Below are 16,519 nucleotides of genomic sequence, written 5' to 3'. Positions count from 1 at the left end.
GGGGTACCCTACGCGAAATATGGCTGGCAGCTTGGTCTCACGCCGCGTGGCTTTATGTCAACTTACTGAGAGTGTCCCCGGCGCGTCCGGTGCTGAGCCCCGGCCGCAGCGGAGAAGGTTATCTTGGTCTCGCCGCCAGCGTGGCCGGACCGCGGCGGTTCGCATCGAGGAGGACGTAGTTTTGCGCATAGGGAAAATTACCGTCGGCTCACTCGAAGAGTGGACGCTGACGCCAGGATCAGTCACCTCCTGGCACCCGACGGCCGCGGCTGCCGAAAAGGTCCGGCAAGCGCCGGTCAGTTCGGTGCCGGTCAGCTACATGCAGGGCCAACACCTTCGTAACTACCATGAACGAAGCACCGCGGGGCTGACCTTTTCCCGGCAAATCATCGCCAGCTGCGACGTGGCCGGGCAATGCGATATTTCCGCCATGGACCGGGCCCTTAACGCATACTTGCGTCGGCACGACACCTTCCGCAGTTGGTTCGAGCACACCGGTGACGGACAGTTCGTACGGCATGCCCTAACCGATCCGGCTGATATTGAATTCGCGCCGATCGATCACGGCGACATGACGGTTGACGAAATACGCGCTCACGTCGTGGGCATACCGAATCCGTTGGAGTGGGGCTGCTTCGTTTTCGGAATAATCCAGTGCGAGAACCACTTTGCGTTCTTTGCTGCCATGGACCACGTCCACGGAGACGCGACACTGATTGGCACGACGATGCTGGAAGCCAACGGAATGTATTCGGCGTTGAGTGGCGGCGGTAAGCCCCTTACGCTGCCCGATGCCGGCAGCTTTGACGATTTCTGTTCCCGCGAGCGCGAATACACGTCAACTTTGACCGTCGATTCGCCTCAAGTACGCGCGTGGATCGACTTCGCCGAGAACAACGATGGTGGATTTCCTGAATTCCCACTGCCGCTGGGCAACCCGTCGGAGTCGACTAGCAGCGACATGGCCTCCGAACTGCTGATGGACACCGGACAGACGCAGCGATTCGAATCAGCCTGCATGGCGACCGGCGCGCGCTTCGTTGGCGGCTTGTTCGCCTGCCTCGCCTTGGTGGAGCATGAGTTTACGGGTGCGCTGACCTATTACGGGCTCACTCCCAGGGATTCTCGGGCGGCCTCGGACAATTTCATGACGCAGGGTTGGTTTACCGGCTTGATCCCGGTCACCGTGCCGATAGCTGCGACCTCTTTCAGCAATGCGGCATGGGCAGCCCAGGCTTCGTTCGATTCAGGTCTGGAGATGGCGAAGGTCCCTTATTACCGCGTGTTGGAGTTAGCGCCGTGGTTGAGCTGGCCACGGCCTAACTTCCCAGTGTCGAACTTCTTGCACGGCGGAGCTGCTCCGCTCAACGCCATTCTCGCGGCAGCTGACTTGGGCCTTGCGAACAATATCGGGATCTACCCTGACGGGCGATACTCCTATCAACTCACCATCTACGTCTTCCGGTACGGCGAGGGCACGGTGATGGCGATCATGCATCCCGACAACCCGGTCGCTCAGAAATCCGTCACCCGTTACATGGAGGCGATGAAGTCCGTCTGCGGACGAGTCGCCGGCAGCGGGCATTGGGGACGCGTCGCATAGCGTGGGGCAATTCGTTGGCTTGGGCATTTGCCGAAAATGCATGACTTCACCGGCGGTGAGCGCGATATGCAACGGCTAGCCAGTCTCGTGGTGCGGTGGCCCTGGGTAGTGATCGGGATCTGGGTCGCGATCGCCGTCGCGCTACCGCTGACTTTCCCATCCCTGGGCGACATGGCTCAGAAGCATCCGCTCACCATCCTGCCCGCTGATGCGCCGTCGAGCGTCGCCGCTCGAAAAATGACCAAAGCGTTTCACGAATCGGGCTCCGAAGATCTGCTGTTGGTCGTCCTGACCGACGACAAGGGGCTGCGCCCTGCCGACGAAGCCACGTACCGCAAACTGGTGGACGCGCTGCGCCGGGACACCCGAGACGTCGTGATGTTGCAGGATTTCGTCAGCATGCCGCCCCTGCGTTCGATTGTGACCAGTCAGGACCACAAGGCTTGGGTGCTGCCGGTCGGCGTTGCGGGCGAGTTGGGCACCCCGGGGTCTTATGCCGCTTACAACCGGATCGGCGACATCGTCAAACACGCCTTAGAACAAGCCCCAGAACAAGCCCGAGCACAGGCCCCGGCCGGAACATCCCTGACGGCAAACCTCACCGGACCTGCGGGCACCGTCGCCGACCTTACGGTCGCGGGACAACGGGATCGAATGCCGATAGAGCTGACGATCGCCGTTCTGGTTCTCATCGTTCTGCTGGTCGTTTACCGCAGCGTGGTCACCATGCTGCTGCCGTTGGCGACGATCGGGACATCCCTGGTGATCGCGCAGGCGGTGGTCGCTGGCTACTCCTATCTGACTGGCTCGGGCGTTTCGAACCAGTCCATCGTATTCCTGAGCGCGATAATGGCCGGCGCCGGAACGGATTACGCGGTCTTTCTGATCAGCCGTTATCACGACTATTTGCGGATCGACGCAGATTGTGATCAAGCGGTAAAGAAGGCATTGATCTCGACCGGGAAAGTGATCGCGGCATCCGCGGTCACCGTGGGAATCACTTTTCTGCTCATCAGCTTCGCCCGAATGGGCGTGTTCAAGACGGTCGGAGCCGCATCGGCGATCGGGATCGGCGTGGCATTCCTCGCCGCGGTGACGTTGCTGCCGGCGATTCTGGTGCTCGCCGGACCGCGCGGTTGGGTCAAGCCACGGCGCGAACTGACCGCTCGGTTCTGGCGAAGGTCCGGCATCCGCATTGTGCGCCGGCCGAAGGTCCACCTGGTTGCCAGTCTGCTGGTGTTGGTCATCCTGGCCAGCTGCGCCGGCTTGGTGCGCTACAACTACGACGATCGCAAAGCCTTAGCATCGTCTGCCCCGAGCTCCATCGGATACACCGCGCTGGATCGCCATTTCCCGGTGAATCAGTCCATCCCGGAATACATCCTCGTCCAATCACCGCATGACCTGCGCACACCGCAGGCCCTTGCAGACTTGGAACAAATGGCGGACCGGGTGAGCCAGCTGCCGAACATCGCTGCAATCAGCGGCATCACCCGCCCCACCGGAAACGTGCCGGAACAATTCAGAGCCACCTATCAGGCGGGCGCTATCGGCACCTTTCTGGCCGGCGGGTCTACCCTGATCAACGACCACACCAATGACCTCAACCGGCTGGCCGCAGGGGCCGACACGCTGGCCGGCAACCTCAGCGACGTACGCGGCCAAGTCAGCCAGCTCTCTGTCAGCATCCAGAACTTGATCGACTCCCTGTCATCGATGAAAAACCAGAACAGCGGCGACACCTTGGTCAAGGAGGTCGACACCGCAGCCAAGCTCGTCGACCACGTCAACTCCCTCAGCAACGCCATGGGTTGGAACTTCTCAGCCGGCAAGAACATGTTCGCCTGGATAGGCCCGGTGCTGACGGCGCTGCAGGGGAACCCGGTCTGCGATATCGATGAATCCTGCAGCGCCACCCGCGGGGAGTTCGAACGGCTGACCGGCGGGCGAGATCAGGAAGACCTCGATGCGATCAATGATCTTGCGGGGCAACTGCAGTCGTTCCCGGACAAACAGAGCCTGAATGCGTCGGTAGACCGAGTGCGTGGTTCGTTGACGACCCTCACCAGGGTGATGCAGTCCATGGGAATGGATCGGCCCGGTGGCCTGCAGGCCAACCTGAGCAGCCTGCAAGATGGCGCAGACCAATTCGCCGGTGGAAGCCGCCAAGTGGCTGACGCGGTGACACAACTCGTCGACCAAGTCAAACAGCTGGGCGCCGGCCTCGACGAGGCCGCGACGTTTCTGTTGTCGCTGAAACATGATGCAGCACAACCGGCGATGGCCGGGTTCAATATCCCGGCCCAGCTGCTTCATTTAGAGGAGTTCCAGAAGGCAGCCAAGGTATTCATTTCGCCCGACGGCCACTCGGTGCGGTACTTGGTGCAAACCAAACTAAATCCGTTCAGCACCCAAGCCATGGATCAGGTCAACGCGATCACCGCGACCGCTCGGGGCGCCCAACCCAATACAAAATTGGCCGACGCCACGATATCGATGGCGGGATACACCGTTGGCCTGAAGGACACGCGCGACTACTACCAACACGACATCCGGTTCATCGTCACGGTAACGCTGTTGGTTGTGCTACTGACCTTGATAGCGCTGCTGCGTGCGGTCGTCGCGCCGCTCTATCTCGTTGCATCGGTGATCGTTTCGTATTTGTCGGCACTTGGCGTCGGCGCGCTGGTATTTCAATTCATCCTCGGCCAGCAATTGCACTGGAGCGTGCCCCCGCTAGCGTTCGTGGTCTTGGTCGCGGTCGGAGCCGACTACAACATGCTGCTGGTCTCGCGAATGCGCGGAGAATCTCCACACAGCATGCGTTACGGCATTATTCGCACCCTAAGCTCGACAGGCGGCGTTATCACCGCGGCAGGTCTGATCTTCGCTGCCTCGATGTGCGGTCTGTTGTTCTCCAGCATCGGCACCGTGGCCCAAGGCGGTTTCGTGATCGGTGTGGGAATCTTGCTGGATACCTTCCTGGTACGCACCATCACAGTGCCCGCCATCGCCGCGCTGGTCGGGCGCGCGAACTGGTGGCCGTCACGACTCACCGCCCGACCCGCCGAGTAGTGACCGGCAAGGACGCGACATGTATGTGAAACTAGAGAAGCCGAGCGGTCAGAGGTAGGGATGAAGAAACTACTTGCAGGAGTTGCGGCGCTGGTAACTGTCGGTGCCACAGGCTATTTCGGGGTCCGCACAGCGTCGGCCGACGACACGCCGATCGGCGGTCCACCGACTCCCGGTGTGCCGAGCGACCAGACAGCGTTTGCCCTCGGGGGCGCTGACGTTCTGGGCATCCCCTACGACGAGTACATCCGCCAGGAAGGGGCCCAATGGTTCCCGGGCCAGAAGCGCGAAACCGTCCGTTATCCGGCAGGCCAAGTTCAGGGGCACGTGCTGGAGCGACTCTTCCCGGGCATCGGCAAGATCGATGAGCTGTTCCCCGGCCTGGGTGTCGACGGCCCCAGCGTCGGCGAGTCGGTCGACGTGGGAATAGACAACCTCGATGCGGCGATCAAAAGCGGTCGCCCCGGTACAGCGATCGGCTTGTCCGAGGGCGGGTTCGTCGTCGATGGCGCACAGGCGCGGCTGGCAAATGACCCGGCTGCTCCCCCACCGGACAGACTGAATTTCGCCACCTTCGGCGACCCGATCGGGCATCACGCCTTCGGTCAGAGTTTCCTGACTTCCATGTTCCCGGTCGGCAGCGTTGTTCCCGCACTCGACTACCGCATGCCACCCCCGTACGAGAGTCAGTACGACACCAATAGGTTCGTGGCTGCTTACGACTCCATCGCGGACTTCCCCGATCGGCCGGATAACCTGTTCGCTCTCGCCAACACGCTCATGGGCCTGTTCACCGGTCACACCGCGGTGGCGTTCACGAACCCGAGCATGGCGCCGCCTCAGAACATCAGAACCACGATCAACTCCAGGGGGGCGAAAGACACGACGATCATGGTCCCGCAGAAGCACCTTCCTCTTGTCATGCCGCTGAAATACATCGGGATTGACGAGGGCACGCTCAACAAGCTCGACGCAATCCTGATCCCCCGGGTGAATACGGGCTATTCGCGAAACGACGACCCTTCGACCGCCCCGGTTCAGGTGGACCCGGTGCACGGCTTCGACCCAGCGGAAGTCACTGCGCCGGCCAACCAGGCCACATTCGGCGGCGGCGCTGACCCGTTTTCGCAGATCCTTGCCGGTGCCATGTCCGTGTTGTCGCACGGCGCAGGCGAAGCCGACCACTGACCCCGATCGACCGACTCGACCAACTAGTACGGACGTAATGTGACGCCGACAACGCTGAACCCCCAGTCATCCGTTCTCTCGATGCTGCACGGCCGTGCCAGCCTGCGGCCCCATGACGTGGCGTTCACTTTCACCAATTACGAAGACGACTGGGCGGGTGTTCCCGAGACCCGCACGTGGTCGCAGTTATCCCGCCGAACACTCAATCTCGCAAGCGAACTCCGCCCTTATGGATCGGCCGGGGACAGGGCAGTAATACTGGCTCCCCAGGGCCTTGATTACGTTGCGGCATTCCTGGGCTCCATCCAGGCCGGGCTCATCGCAGTTCCGCTTCCGTTGCCGCACCGCGGCTCGAGTCATGAGCGCGTCAGTGCGATCCTCGCCGACACGTCGCCTTCGGTGATTCTCACCACCTACGCGGTCGCGGACGATATCGCCGAATACGTTGACCAATCAGGTATGGACACTGTTCCAAAGATCGTCGAGATCGATTCGATGAATCTGGACGTCGCCGGCGAAATCGGCTTTACCGCAGCTGATTTGCCCCGCATCGCGTATTTGCAGTACAGCTCGGGTTCGACCCGACTGCCGACCGGCGTTATGATCTCGCACCGCAACCTGCAGGTGAATCTCGAGCAGCTGATGCGCGGCTTCTTCGCGGACGCCGGCCTGGTAGCCCCATCGGATACCACGATGGTGTCGTGGTTGCCCTTCTACCACGACATGGGTTTGATGCTCGGAATCTGCGCGCCCATCCTGAACGGCCATCGCGTCGATCTGACCAGCCCGATTTCGTTCTTGGAAAGGCCGGCCAGATGGGTGCGATCGCTGGCCGAGAATCCTCATGCGTGGTCGGCCGCGCCCAACTTCGCCTTTGACTTGGCCGCCCGCAAAACAAGTGACAGTGACCTGGCCGGGCTGGATCTCGGCGGGGTGCTGGGCATCATCAGCGGTGCCGAACGTGTCGAGCCGGCCACCTTGCGACGTTTCGCTGATCGGTTTGCTCACTTCAATTTTCAGGACCGTATGATGCGTCCTTCATACGGTTTGGCGGAGGCAACCGTCTTCGTAGCGACCGGCCTCTGGAGTGATTCAGCGGGGGCCGTTCACTTCGATCTCGGAGAGCTGTCCGCGGGCCGCGCTCAGCGGTGCACGGCCGGTACCGGCACAGCGCTGGTCAAATACCAAGTGCCACAATCCCCTACGATCCGCATCGTCGACTGCGACACAAATCGCGAGTGCCCGCAGGGCCTGGTCGGCGAGGTCTGGATACATGGCGCCAATGTCGCCGACGGTTATTGGCACAAACCGCCCGAGGAGCAGCGCTGCTTCGGCGCAACGCTGGTGGATCCTTCGCCGGGCACGCCTGACGGACCCTGGTTAAGAACCGGCGACCTGGGTTTCATCTTCTCCGATGAGCTGTTCATCGTCGGCCGCGTCAAGGATTTGCTGATCATCCGTGGGCGTAATCACTATCCCGAGGACATCGAGGCGACGGTCCAAGAGATCACAGGTGGTCGGGTCGCGGCGATATCGATTCCGGTCGACAGTACCGAGGAGCTGGTCACCGTCATCGAGCTCAAGAAGCGCGGCGACGCCGACGAGGCGACGATGCGCTGGCTCGCCTGCGTCAAAAGCGAGGTCATCTCAGCGATATCCAATGCGCACGGTTTAAATGTCGGGGACCTCGTGCTGGTATTGCCCGGGTCAATCCCCACCACGACCAGCGGCAAGATCCGGCGCGCCGCCTGTGTCGAGCAGTACCGCCAGGATCAATTCACCCGGCTGGACGCCTGAAAAACTAGGCTCCACTCGCCACCGGCGAAGGAGCTCCCGATGAGCACGCGCAGCGCTGATCGTCCGTTTCGGGTGATCCAGTGGACGACCGGCAACATCGCGCGGCGTTCGCTGCACGCGATCATCGGCAGACCGGATATGGAACTGGTCGGTGTCTACGCCCACGGACAGGACAAAGTCGATGTCGACGCCGCCGAGCTGTCCGGCTGGCCAGAGCCGACCGGCGTCACGTGGTGCCGCCGAAACCGCTGGAGCACGGCCACGTCATCCAAGTGTTCGGCCTGCCCAATATGCGCACGGTGATTCATTGCCTGCCGCCGAAGGATTGGACCGAGCCAGGATTCATGGGTCTGGGCATGATCTACACCGCGATGCCGGTGACCAACGCGGTGCCGGCGGTCGTCGCGGCCAGGCCCGGGATCGTGACGCTGGCCGACCTGCCGCCGATCACCGGGCGCGCGGCCCTACCGTAATGACGCTGGACACATCGAGGGACCTAGCGGAACGCCATCGTGCCCTCCCGTCTAGCATAGTTAGCCGAGCGAAGGTTCCATCGGCGTCGGCAGTGATGACCAGCGGGCATGAGCTCATTCGACAGCGTTGGGACGCCAATGGCGGCGGACGGAATGGATCTGCGGCTTGGTCTCTTCCCGAGAAAACTGCGGATGGGCCGGCGGGAGGAGACCCGAGTGAGGACGATTTCGATTGGCGGTTTGCTCAGGCGCTGGTGGATACCGTTGCTTCTCGTGATCGTCCTCGCGATTTCCGGACTCGTGGTGACGCGGCTGCACAAAGTGTTCGCCTCGCAGGACCTCAACGCCAACGCGGGGGCCGGGATCAAGATCGTCCAGTTCAACCCCAAAGTCGTGAGGTACGAGATCGACGGCCCGTCCGGTAGCACCGCCAACATCAACTACTGGGACGCCGACGCCAACACGCACCAGGTCAACGGGGCGCCGCTGCCGTGGTCGTACACCATTTCCACCACGCTGCCCGCGGTGAGCGCCAACATCATGGCCCAAACCGACGCCGACCACATCGGCTGCCGCATCACCGTCGACGGCGTCCTTCGCGAACATCACAGCGTGAACGGCCACAACGCCCAGACCTTCTGCCTGGTGAAGTCCGCATGAGCGGCACCCGGGCAATGGCCGCCACCACGGAACCCAGGCCATCTCACCGACCGTTCATCCCGCACTTCGTCCGCATCTTCGCGATTCCCGTCATCTTGGGCTGGGTCGCGCTGACCGTCCTGGTCAACGTCGCCGTCCCGACCCTGGAAGTCGTCGGCGAAAACCATTCCGCCCCGATGGCGCCCATGGACGCACCATCGATGCAGGCGATGATGCGGATGGGGCACAACTTCCGCGAGTTCGACTCGAACAGCACGGTGATGGTCGTGCTGGAGAGCAAGCAGCCACTCGGCGCCGCCGCGCACCGCTACTACGACGACATCGTCGGGAAGCTGCGCCGCGACCCCGAACACGTCCAGCACATCCAGGACTTCTGGGGGGACAGATTCACCGCGGCGGGTGCGCAGAGCGCCGATGCCAAAGGCGCCTACGTCCAGGTGAACCTCGCCGGTGACCAGGGCACCACGCAGGCGAACGAATCCGTCGAAGCGGTTCGCAAGGTGGTCGACGACGAACCCGCGCCACCCGGGGTCAAGGCCTATGTCACCGGCCCGGCGGCGCTGTCCGACGACATGCACGTCATCGGCAACGACAGCCTGGCCAAAATCACGTTGTTCACCCTGAGCGCGATCGCGATCATGCTGCTGCTGGTGTACCGCTCGATCGTCACGACACTGATCCAGCTGTTCATGACCTTCGTCGCACTGGCCTGTGCGCGCGGAATCGTCGCGGTGCTCGGCTATAACAACGCGTTCGGGCTCACCACGTTCGCCGCGAACATCCTGACGATGCTGGCGATCGCCGCCGGGACGGACTACGGGATCTTCCTCATCGGGCGCTACCAGGAAGCGCGGGCGGCCGGCGAAGACCGGGAGACCGCCTACTACACGACATTTCGTAGCGTCGCCCCCGTTGTGCTGGGATCTGGCCTGACGATCGCCGGCGCGACGTACTGCCTGAGCTTCGCGCGGCTGCCCTGGTTTCACACCATGGGCGCACCGGTGGCCATCGGCATGATCGTCGTGGTCGCGGCCGGGGTGACCCTGGGTCCGGCGGTCGTTTTCGTCGGCAGCCGTTTCGGCCTGTTCGAAAAGAAAGGCCAGAGCCGCGGCCGGCTGTGGCGGCGGGTCGGCACCGCCGTCGTGCGTTGGCCGGCGCCGATTTTCGCGATCAGCGGCGCGGTCGTGCTGGTCGGCATGGTGGCGTTGCCCGGCTTCAAGCCGAGTTACAACGACCGCCACTACCTGCCTGGATCGGCGCCGTCCAACCTCGGGTATGCCGCGGCCGACCGGCACTTCTCCGAAGCCCGGATGAACCCGGACCTGTTGATGATCGAGTCGGACCACGACATGCGCAACACCGCCGACATGCTGGTGCTGGACAAGATCGCCAAGAACGAGATACGCACCGTGGGTATCGCGATGATCCAGGACATCACCCGGCCGTTGGGAATTCCCATCCAGCACAGCTCCATTCCATTCCAGAACAGCGTCCAGGGCCAGACGACCATGCAGAACATGGACTTTCTGAAAGAGAGAATGAATGACATTTTGAAGATGGCCGAAGAGCAGCAGATCACGATAAATTATTTGGAGCAGATGTATAACATCACGAAACAGATGGCAGACAATGCTCACGACATGGCCAATCTCACCGAAGAAATGACGACCATCACTGATGAACTGCGGGATCGCTTGGCGAATTTCGACGACTTCTGGCGACCCATCCGCAGCTATTTCTACTGGGATAAGCACTGCTTCGACATTCCGATGTGCTGGTCGCTCCGGTCCCTGTTTGACGCGTTGGATGACACCGACAAGCTTGCCGAAAACCTGCATCATCTATCAAAAGACACCAGGACTCTGGACATACTCACGCACCAATTGGCCGTGATCTTGCCGCCGCAGATAGCGAGCATGAAAACCACCCGTGCGCTGACGCTGACCATGCACAGCACCTTCCAGGCCATGCTCAACCAGATGGAGGCCATGGACAACACCGCCATCGTGATGGGCCAAAGCTTCGACACGTCACAGAACGACGACTTCTTCTATCTGCCGCCCGAGGCGTTCGACAATCCCGAATTCATTCGCGGCGTGAAGATGTTCTTCTCCCCCGACGGAAAGTCGGTGCGGTTCTTCATCACTCACCAGGGCGATCCGATGACGCCGGAAGGCATCGCCCGGGTGTCCGCGGAGCGAACCGCCGCCCAGGAGGCGCTTAAGCTGTCCTCGCTCTCAGACGCCAAGGTGTACCTCGGCGGAACCGCGGCGACCTTCCGCGATATGGCCGACGGCGCGAAGTACGACTTGATGATCGCCGTGGTGTCGGCGTTGACGCTGATCTTCATGATCATGCTGATCTTGACCCGCAGTGTGGTGGCGGCACTGGTGATCGTTGGAACCGCGAGCAGTTCGATCGCCGCGTCGTTCGGACTGTCGGTGCTGATCTGGCAAGACCTGTTCGGCGTTCACCTGCACTGGATCGTCGCCGCACTGTCGGTGATCATCCTGTTGGCCGTCGGCTCGGACTACAATCTGCTGCTGGTTTCGAGGTTCAAAGAAGAGATCCACGCCGGGCTCAAGACCGGATACATCCGGTCCATGGCCGGCACCGGCGCGGTGGTGACGTCGGCGGGCCTGGTGTTCGCCTTCACCATGGCGGCGATGTTGGGCAGCGACTTGACGGTGCTGGGCCAGTTCGGCTCGACGGTCTGCATCGGTCTGCTGCTCGACACCCTGGTGGTGCGCACGCTGTTCATGCCGTCGCTGGCCACCATGCTGGGCCGCTGGTTCTGGTGGCCCCTAGTTGTCCGCCCGCGCGGTCACCACGGCGCGCCGAAGCCGCCGCCGGCGCGTGCCGAGGACGACAACACCGCGCCACTGGCGGTGTCGAGGCGGCGCTGATAGCCCCCTACTCGGCCACCTCGACACACACCGCGAGCGCGCCGGCACCGACGTGCAACGCCAGCACCGGGCCAAGGTCGGTGACGATCGCCGGCTCACACGCCGGCAACCGCTCGGCCAGTACGCCGGCCAGGTCGGCGGCTCCGTCGAGGTTGGCGACATGATGCACCGCGATCGCCGCCGAATGCTCTCCGACGACCTCACACACCCGGTCGATCATCGTCGCGACCGCCTTGCTGGCGGTGCGGACCCGTTGCGCCAGAACAAGTTTGCCGTCATCGATGCGCAACAGCGGCTTGAGCGACAGCTCGGTGCCCAGCCAAGCACCGGCACCACCGATGCGCCCGCTGCGCCGCAGGTTGTCCAGCTGGTGTACGACGATGAACCCGTGATTGCGACCCACCGCCGCGGCCGCCGATTCTGCAACTGTGTCCAAATCGGCCCCGCCGGCCGCTGCCCGCGCGGCGGCTAACGCCACGAAACCGGTATTCATCGCGGTTGACTTCGAGTCGATCACCCGGATCATTGGACCGATCTCGGCTGCAGTGGTTTCGGCGGCGCCAAAAGTCCCCGACAGCGCGGCCGAAAGGTGCACTGCCACCATCCCGTCGCCCCCACTATCGATCAGCGCCTGCCGGTATACCTCGCTCAGTTCCGCCGTCGTGGCTGCCGCGGTGGTGGCCTGGCCGTAGTCGTGGATGTCGTCGGGAACATCGTCCACGCCGTCACGCAGATCAGTGTCGTCGAGCAGGATGTGCAGCGGCACTTGGCGAATCGACCATTGCCGGCGCAGATCTTCGGGAAGGCGCGCCGACGAGTCGGTGACCACTACGACTGGCATGTATCCACGCCGGCTTCGGCCAGCGCCTTGAGCATTAACTCCGCGACCGCCTGGTGGGCTTCGAAGTTCCAGTGGATGCCGTCGGGGTTGCCACGTCCACTGATAACATGCTCGGCAACTGCGGATTTCAGGTCGACGAGCGGAATATCGCGCTGGTCGGCCCATCGGGCGATGGCCCCGACCGTGCTGGCGCGGCCATGATGGGCCTTTCCATAGGTCTCGGCGATGTGCACCGACGGCAGCGACGCCACGATCGGGATGCCAGGCCGATTGAAATCGATTGCGCCGCGCGTCAGCTCGAGGTATTCCGCCGACAAGTGCGGTGGCAGCGCAGTTCTGGCGACCGGAGAAAGCCGCGGCTGCACCCAACCGTAGCCGTCGCGGACCCATCGCCGCAGCCACGGCGGCCGCACGTAGCGGATGAGTTCGCGCAACGCCGTCGGCAAGGGCGACGGCAGCGAATCCATCCCGCCCGTTGCGAAGATCACCGCCCCGGCGCGGGGCAGCGCCGCCCAGGCCCGTGGATCCTGGGTGGCTGCCCACCACACATCCCGACACGTCCAGCCGATGCGGCCGATCAGTTCTAGATCCCAATCAAGCTGCGCCGCAACAATGTTAGGCCAGATGCGCGGGTCGTTTGCGGGTAGGCCGCCGGTCGGTCCATAGTAGGCCAACGAATCGGCGAAGACCAATAGCGCCGGACGCGGCAGTTGGTCAGAGCACATCGCCGGCGACCCGTGTTGAAGCGTTCCACACGCCCAGGCGCCACCGAATCTCGTCGAAGGTCTCGGCGCTGGCGTTCGTATCGGCGGAACGCCCGCCCAGCTGCGTCCAACTGGCGTTGCCCATGCCACCCAGCGCGGGCCAGTCGGCAATGGGCAGCCGCAGCAGCGCCGCGGTCATGGCCGCGATCAATCCGCCGTGGGCGACCAGCACCACCGGCCGCGCCGGCCCCTCCTCGGAGCCCCATTCGGGCTCGACGGCGACCAGCTCGGCGATCAACGGCAGGCTGCGCGCCGCCACGTCGACCCTGCTCTCGCCGCCGTGCGGTGCCCAGGTGGCGTCCTCGCGCCAGGCCAGCCGGGCACCCGGTGCGATGGCGTCGATCTCCGCGTGCGTCATGCCCTGCCAGTCGCCCAGGTGCGTCTCGCGTAACCGGTCATCGATCTGAACCTGCAGGCCCGTACGCTCTCCCAGCACGACCGCGGTGTCCAAGGCGCGTCGCAGATCCGACGACACGATGCGCAGCGGCTGCGTTTTGGCCAGCGCCTCGGCCGCGGCCACCGCCTGTACTCGACCCAACTCACTCAGCTCGGTGTCCAGCTGGCCCTGCATCCTGTTGCCAAGATTGAATTCGGTTTGCCCGTGGCGCAGCATCACCAGGCGGCGCATCGTCATGACCGGCTCGCAGACAAGTCAACCGCCACCACCGGGCAGTCGCCCCAGAGCCGGTCCAGCGCATAGAAATCGCGTTCGTTTTGATGCTGGATGTGCACCACGATGTCGACGTAGTCCAGCAAGGTCCAGCGGCCTTCGCGGGCACCCTCGCGGCGTGCGGGCTTGTAGCCAGCTTTGCGCATCTTTTCCTCGACCTCGTCCACAATGGCGTTGACCTGCCGTTCGTTGGACGCCGAGGCGATGACGAAGCAGTCGGTGATGACGAGTTGACCGGAGACGTCGATGACGACGACATCCTCGGCAAGTTTCGACGCCGCCGCGGACGCAGCGACACCTGCCATCTCGATGGCCTCTTGGCTGGCTGTCACTGTTGATCCCCCGGTTTGCGGTAGAGCTCGCGCTTGGAGATGTACTGGACCACGCCGTCGGGCATCAAGTACCACAACGGCCGCGACTCTTGCGCACGCCGGCGACAGTCGGTAGACGAAATGGCCAGCGCCGGAATTTCGACCAGTGTCAACGCGTCGTCGGGCAGGCCGTCGAGGATGTCGGTGAGATGGTCGCGGCCCAGTTCGTAGCCGGGCCGACTAACCCCGACGAACCGGGCCATCGCAAACATCTGCTCCAAGTCCTGCCACGACAGGATCGACGCCAACGCGTCAGCGCCAGTGATGAAGTACAGCTCCGCGTCGGGATTGAGGGCGTGCAAATCCCGCAACGTGTCCTTGGTGTAGGTGAGCCCGCCGCGGTCGATGTCGACCCGGCTCACCGAAAAACGGGGGTTGGCCGCAGTGGCGATGACGGTCATCAGGTAGCGGTCTTCACCGGCGCTGACCTGGCGCCCCTTCAGCCGCGGCTGACCGGTGGGCACGAAGACCACTTCGTCAAGATCGAACAAGTAAGCGGCCTCGCTGGCGGCGACCAGGTGGCCGTTGTGGATGGGGTCGAACGTCCCACCCATCACTCCCAGCCGCCGCTTTCGCATGGCTTGCCAGCTTACTTGAGCTGAATCAAGCATCTTGGGCTGCACTCTGCCGAGGTCGAGGTCACCGCCGAACGTGCGCAGTTGTACGACGGCTACGGCGTGTCGGCGCGCAAACACGCACGTTCACGCCAGAAGGACGGCGCGCGACCTTACACCGGGAGCAGCTGGTCGACCACCGCTGCCAGCTGCTTGGCAGAGCGGCATTCGTGCATGGTGATCACCTCTTGGTAGCGCGCCACCGCCGAGTCGCCGCTGTTCCACAGGTGCATGGGCTCGGGGTTGAGCCAGTGTGCGTGTCGGCTGGCATTCACCATGTGCGCCAAGACCTTGGTGGCCGGGTCGCGGTAGTTTGTGCGGCCGTCACCGAGTACCAGCAGCGAGCTGCGTGGCGAGAGCACGTTGTGGAACTGCTCGGTGAACGAAATGAACGCATTGCCGTAATCACTGTGTCCGTCGCGGGTGTAGACATCGGCTTCGCGGGTGATCCGCTGGATCGCCACCGCCAGGTCGGCATCCGGACCGAACAGGTGGGTCACCTCGTCGGCGGTGTCGATGAAGGCGAACACCCGAACACGGGAAAACTGTTGACGCAGCGCATGCACTAACAACAGGGTGAAGTGGCTGAAACCGGCGACGGACCCCGACACGTCGCACAACACCACCAGTTCGGGACGCGCCGGGCGCGGTTTGCGCAGCACCAGGTCGATCGGCACACCTCCGGTGGACATCGACTTGCGCAACGTCTTGCGCAGGTCGATCGCCCCGGCCCGGGCACGACGCCGACGGACGGCCAACCGGGTGGCCAGGGTGCGCGCCAGTGGTTGCACCACCTTGCGCATCGCGCGCAGCTGCTCGCCCGAGGCTCGGAGGAATTCGACGTTCTCGGCCAGCTGCGGGATTCCATACATCTGGACGTGGTCGCGGCCAAGTTGCTCGGCGGCGCGCCGCTTGGTCTCGGCGTCGACCATCTTCCGCAGCTGCGTGACCCGCTGTGCGGCAAGAGCTTTGGCAACCTGCCCCTGGGCCGGAGTGGGTTCGTCGCCGTAGGGAACGAGCAGGCCGGCCAACAGCTTGCCTTCCAGCTCGTCGAGCGCCATCGCCGTGAGCGCCTGATACGACGAGAACGAGGGTCCGCGGCTGGAGTTGTATTTGCCGTAGGCGTCGACGATTTGCGCGATCATCGCGACCAACCGCTCGTCCATGTCGGCGAGGTCGGCATTGGCGGTGAGCAAATCCAGCAGCATCTGCCGCATCGCCTCGACGTCGTCGGGCGGCAGCTGCATCTCGGGTTCGGCCTCGGCTTCTTCAGTGACGACCGCACGTGCACCCAGCGCTGCGGGCCACCACAGGTCGAACATGGCGTCGTAGGTTTCGCGGTGCTCGGGCCTGCGCAACACCGCGCATGCGAGGCCCTCGCGCAGCACCTTCCGGTCGCTAAGCCCCAGGACTGCCATCACTTTGCCGGCGTCCACCGTCTCCGAGGGGCCAACCGAAATCCCTTGTCCGCGGAGCGCTTCGACGAAGCCCACTAGGTGACCCGGCAAGCCGTGTGGGGCCAGCGGGTGGCTGGGACGAACGCGGCGGGCGGCCATC

Annotated in this window: 12 protein-coding genes and 1 pseudogene; 7 read left to right on the top strand and 6 right to left on the bottom strand. The window is 63.4% G+C overall.

Translation table 11 applies throughout. The features are described 5' to 3' along the window. Positions 1–181: 181 nt before the first annotated feature. From M5I08_RS11350 to M5I08_RS11320, 7 genes and pseudogenes are all read left to right on the top strand, one after another. Entirely contained in the window at positions 182–1,603 is a 1,422-nt protein-coding gene (locus tag M5I08_RS11350) for a condensation domain-containing protein (RefSeq protein WP_219068045.1), read from the top strand. A gap of 66 nt (positions 1,604–1,669) precedes the next feature. Further along, positions 1,670–4,678, top strand: coding sequence for an MMPL/RND family transporter (locus M5I08_RS11345; protein WP_219068054.1), 3,009 nt, complete (start codon positions 1,670–1,672; stop codon positions 4,676–4,678). A 60-nt stretch (positions 4,679–4,738) separates the two neighbouring features. After that, entirely contained in the window at positions 4,739–5,866 is a 1,128-nt protein-coding gene (gene pe / locus M5I08_RS11340; RefSeq protein WP_219068044.1) for an acyltransferase PE, read from the top strand. 81 nt (positions 5,867–5,947) lie between these two features. After that, the gene (locus M5I08_RS11335) at positions 5,948–7,663 is read left to right on the top strand and encodes an AMP-binding protein (protein ID WP_249763345.1); all 1,716 of its coding nucleotides are present in this window, start codon (positions 5,948–5,950) and stop codon (positions 7,661–7,663) included. A 39-nt stretch (positions 7,664–7,702) separates the two neighbouring features. Then, positions 7,703–8,136: pseudogene (locus tag M5I08_RS11330) on the top strand (hypothetical protein). Between the two features lie 240 nt (positions 8,137–8,376). Next, positions 8,377–8,796, top strand: coding sequence for an MmpS family transport accessory protein (locus M5I08_RS11325; protein WP_370328638.1), 420 nt, complete (start codon positions 8,377–8,379; stop codon positions 8,794–8,796). Further along, positions 8,793–11,702 (top strand): MMPL/RND family transporter, encoded by a 2,910-nt coding sequence (locus tag M5I08_RS11320; protein WP_219068042.1) that lies wholly within the window; start codon positions 8,793–8,795, stop codon positions 11,700–11,702. Before M5I08_RS11325 ends, M5I08_RS11320 begins: the two co-directional genes overlap by 4 nt. A gap of 7 nt (positions 11,703–11,709) precedes the next feature. Here M5I08_RS11320 and M5I08_RS11315 read toward each other — a convergent pair whose 3' ends face one another. The 6 genes from M5I08_RS11315 to M5I08_RS11290 form a co-directional block, all read right to left on the bottom strand. Then, entirely contained in the window at positions 11,710–12,543 is an 834-nt protein-coding gene (locus tag M5I08_RS11315; RefSeq protein ID WP_219068041.1) for a DegV family protein, read from the bottom strand. Beyond that, entirely contained in the window at positions 12,531–13,268 is a 738-nt protein-coding gene (octT, locus tag M5I08_RS11310; RefSeq protein ID WP_219068040.1) for a diglucosylglycerate octanoyltransferase, read from the bottom strand. Before octT ends, M5I08_RS11315 begins: the two co-directional genes overlap by 13 nt. Further along, positions 13,258–13,941 (bottom strand): glucosyl-3-phosphoglycerate phosphatase, encoded by a 684-nt coding sequence (gene gpgP / locus M5I08_RS11305; RefSeq protein ID WP_219068039.1) that lies wholly within the window; start codon positions 13,939–13,941, stop codon positions 13,258–13,260. The genes octT and gpgP overlap by 11 nt, the downstream gene beginning before the upstream one ends. Next, the gene (rsfS, locus tag M5I08_RS11300) at positions 13,938–14,309 is read right to left on the bottom strand and encodes a ribosome silencing factor (RefSeq protein WP_219068038.1); all 372 of its coding nucleotides are present in this window, start codon (positions 14,307–14,309) and stop codon (positions 13,938–13,940) included. The genes gpgP and rsfS overlap by 4 nt, the downstream gene beginning before the upstream one ends. Continuing rightward, positions 14,306–14,902 carry a nicotinate-nucleotide adenylyltransferase gene (gene nadD, locus M5I08_RS11295; protein WP_249763344.1) on the bottom strand — a complete coding sequence of 199 codons (597 nt, stop codon included), beginning with the start codon at positions 14,900–14,902 and terminating at the stop codon, positions 14,306–14,308. The genes rsfS and nadD overlap by 4 nt, the downstream gene beginning before the upstream one ends. A 173-nt stretch (positions 14,903–15,075) precedes the next feature. Further along, entirely contained in the window at positions 15,076–16,518 is a 1,443-nt protein-coding gene (locus tag M5I08_RS11290; RefSeq protein WP_219068036.1) for a vWA domain-containing protein, read from the bottom strand. Position 16,519: the final 1 nt, after the last annotated feature.

The sequence above is a fragment of the Candidatus Mycobacterium methanotrophicum genome (assembly GCF_023515995.1).
GTDB classification, from domain to species: domain Bacteria; phylum Actinomycetota; class Actinomycetes; order Mycobacteriales; family Mycobacteriaceae; genus Mycobacterium; species Mycobacterium methanotrophicum.
The sequence above is the reverse complement of the archived record's forward strand: the minus strand, read 5'-3'. Positions and strand labels throughout refer to the sequence as shown.

What these genes read in the sequence shown, in the direction of transcription:
- M5I08_RS11345 (WP_219068054.1), top strand. Translation starts at nt 1,670, where the DNA reads ATGCAACGGCTAGCCAGTCTCGTGGTGCGGTGGCCCTGGGTAGTGATC.
- gpgP (WP_219068039.1), bottom strand. Translation starts at nt 13,941, where the DNA reads ATGACGATGCGCCGCCTGGTGATGCTGCGCCACGGGCAAACCGAATTC.
- M5I08_RS11315 (WP_219068041.1), bottom strand. Translation starts at nt 12,543, where the DNA reads ATGCCAGTCGTAGTGGTCACCGACTCGTCGGCGCGCCTTCCCGAAGAT.
- M5I08_RS11335 (WP_249763345.1), top strand. Translation starts at nt 5,948, where the DNA reads ATGCTGCACGGCCGTGCCAGCCTGCGGCCCCATGACGTGGCGTTCACT.
- M5I08_RS11320 (WP_219068042.1), top strand. Translation starts at nt 8,793, where the DNA reads ATGAGCGGCACCCGGGCAATGGCCGCCACCACGGAACCCAGGCCATCT.
- octT (WP_219068040.1), bottom strand. Translation starts at nt 13,268, where the DNA reads ATGTGCTCTGACCAACTGCCGCGTCCGGCGCTATTGGTCTTCGCCGAT.
- nadD (WP_249763344.1), bottom strand. Translation starts at nt 14,902, where the DNA reads ATGGGTGGGACGTTCGACCCCATCCACAACGGCCACCTGGTCGCCGCC.
- M5I08_RS11290 (WP_219068036.1), bottom strand. Translation starts at nt 16,518, where the DNA reads ATGGCCGCCCGCCGCGTTCGTCCCAGCCACCCGCTGGCCCCACACGGC.
- pe (WP_219068044.1), top strand. Translation starts at nt 4,739, where the DNA reads ATGAAGAAACTACTTGCAGGAGTTGCGGCGCTGGTAACTGTCGGTGCC.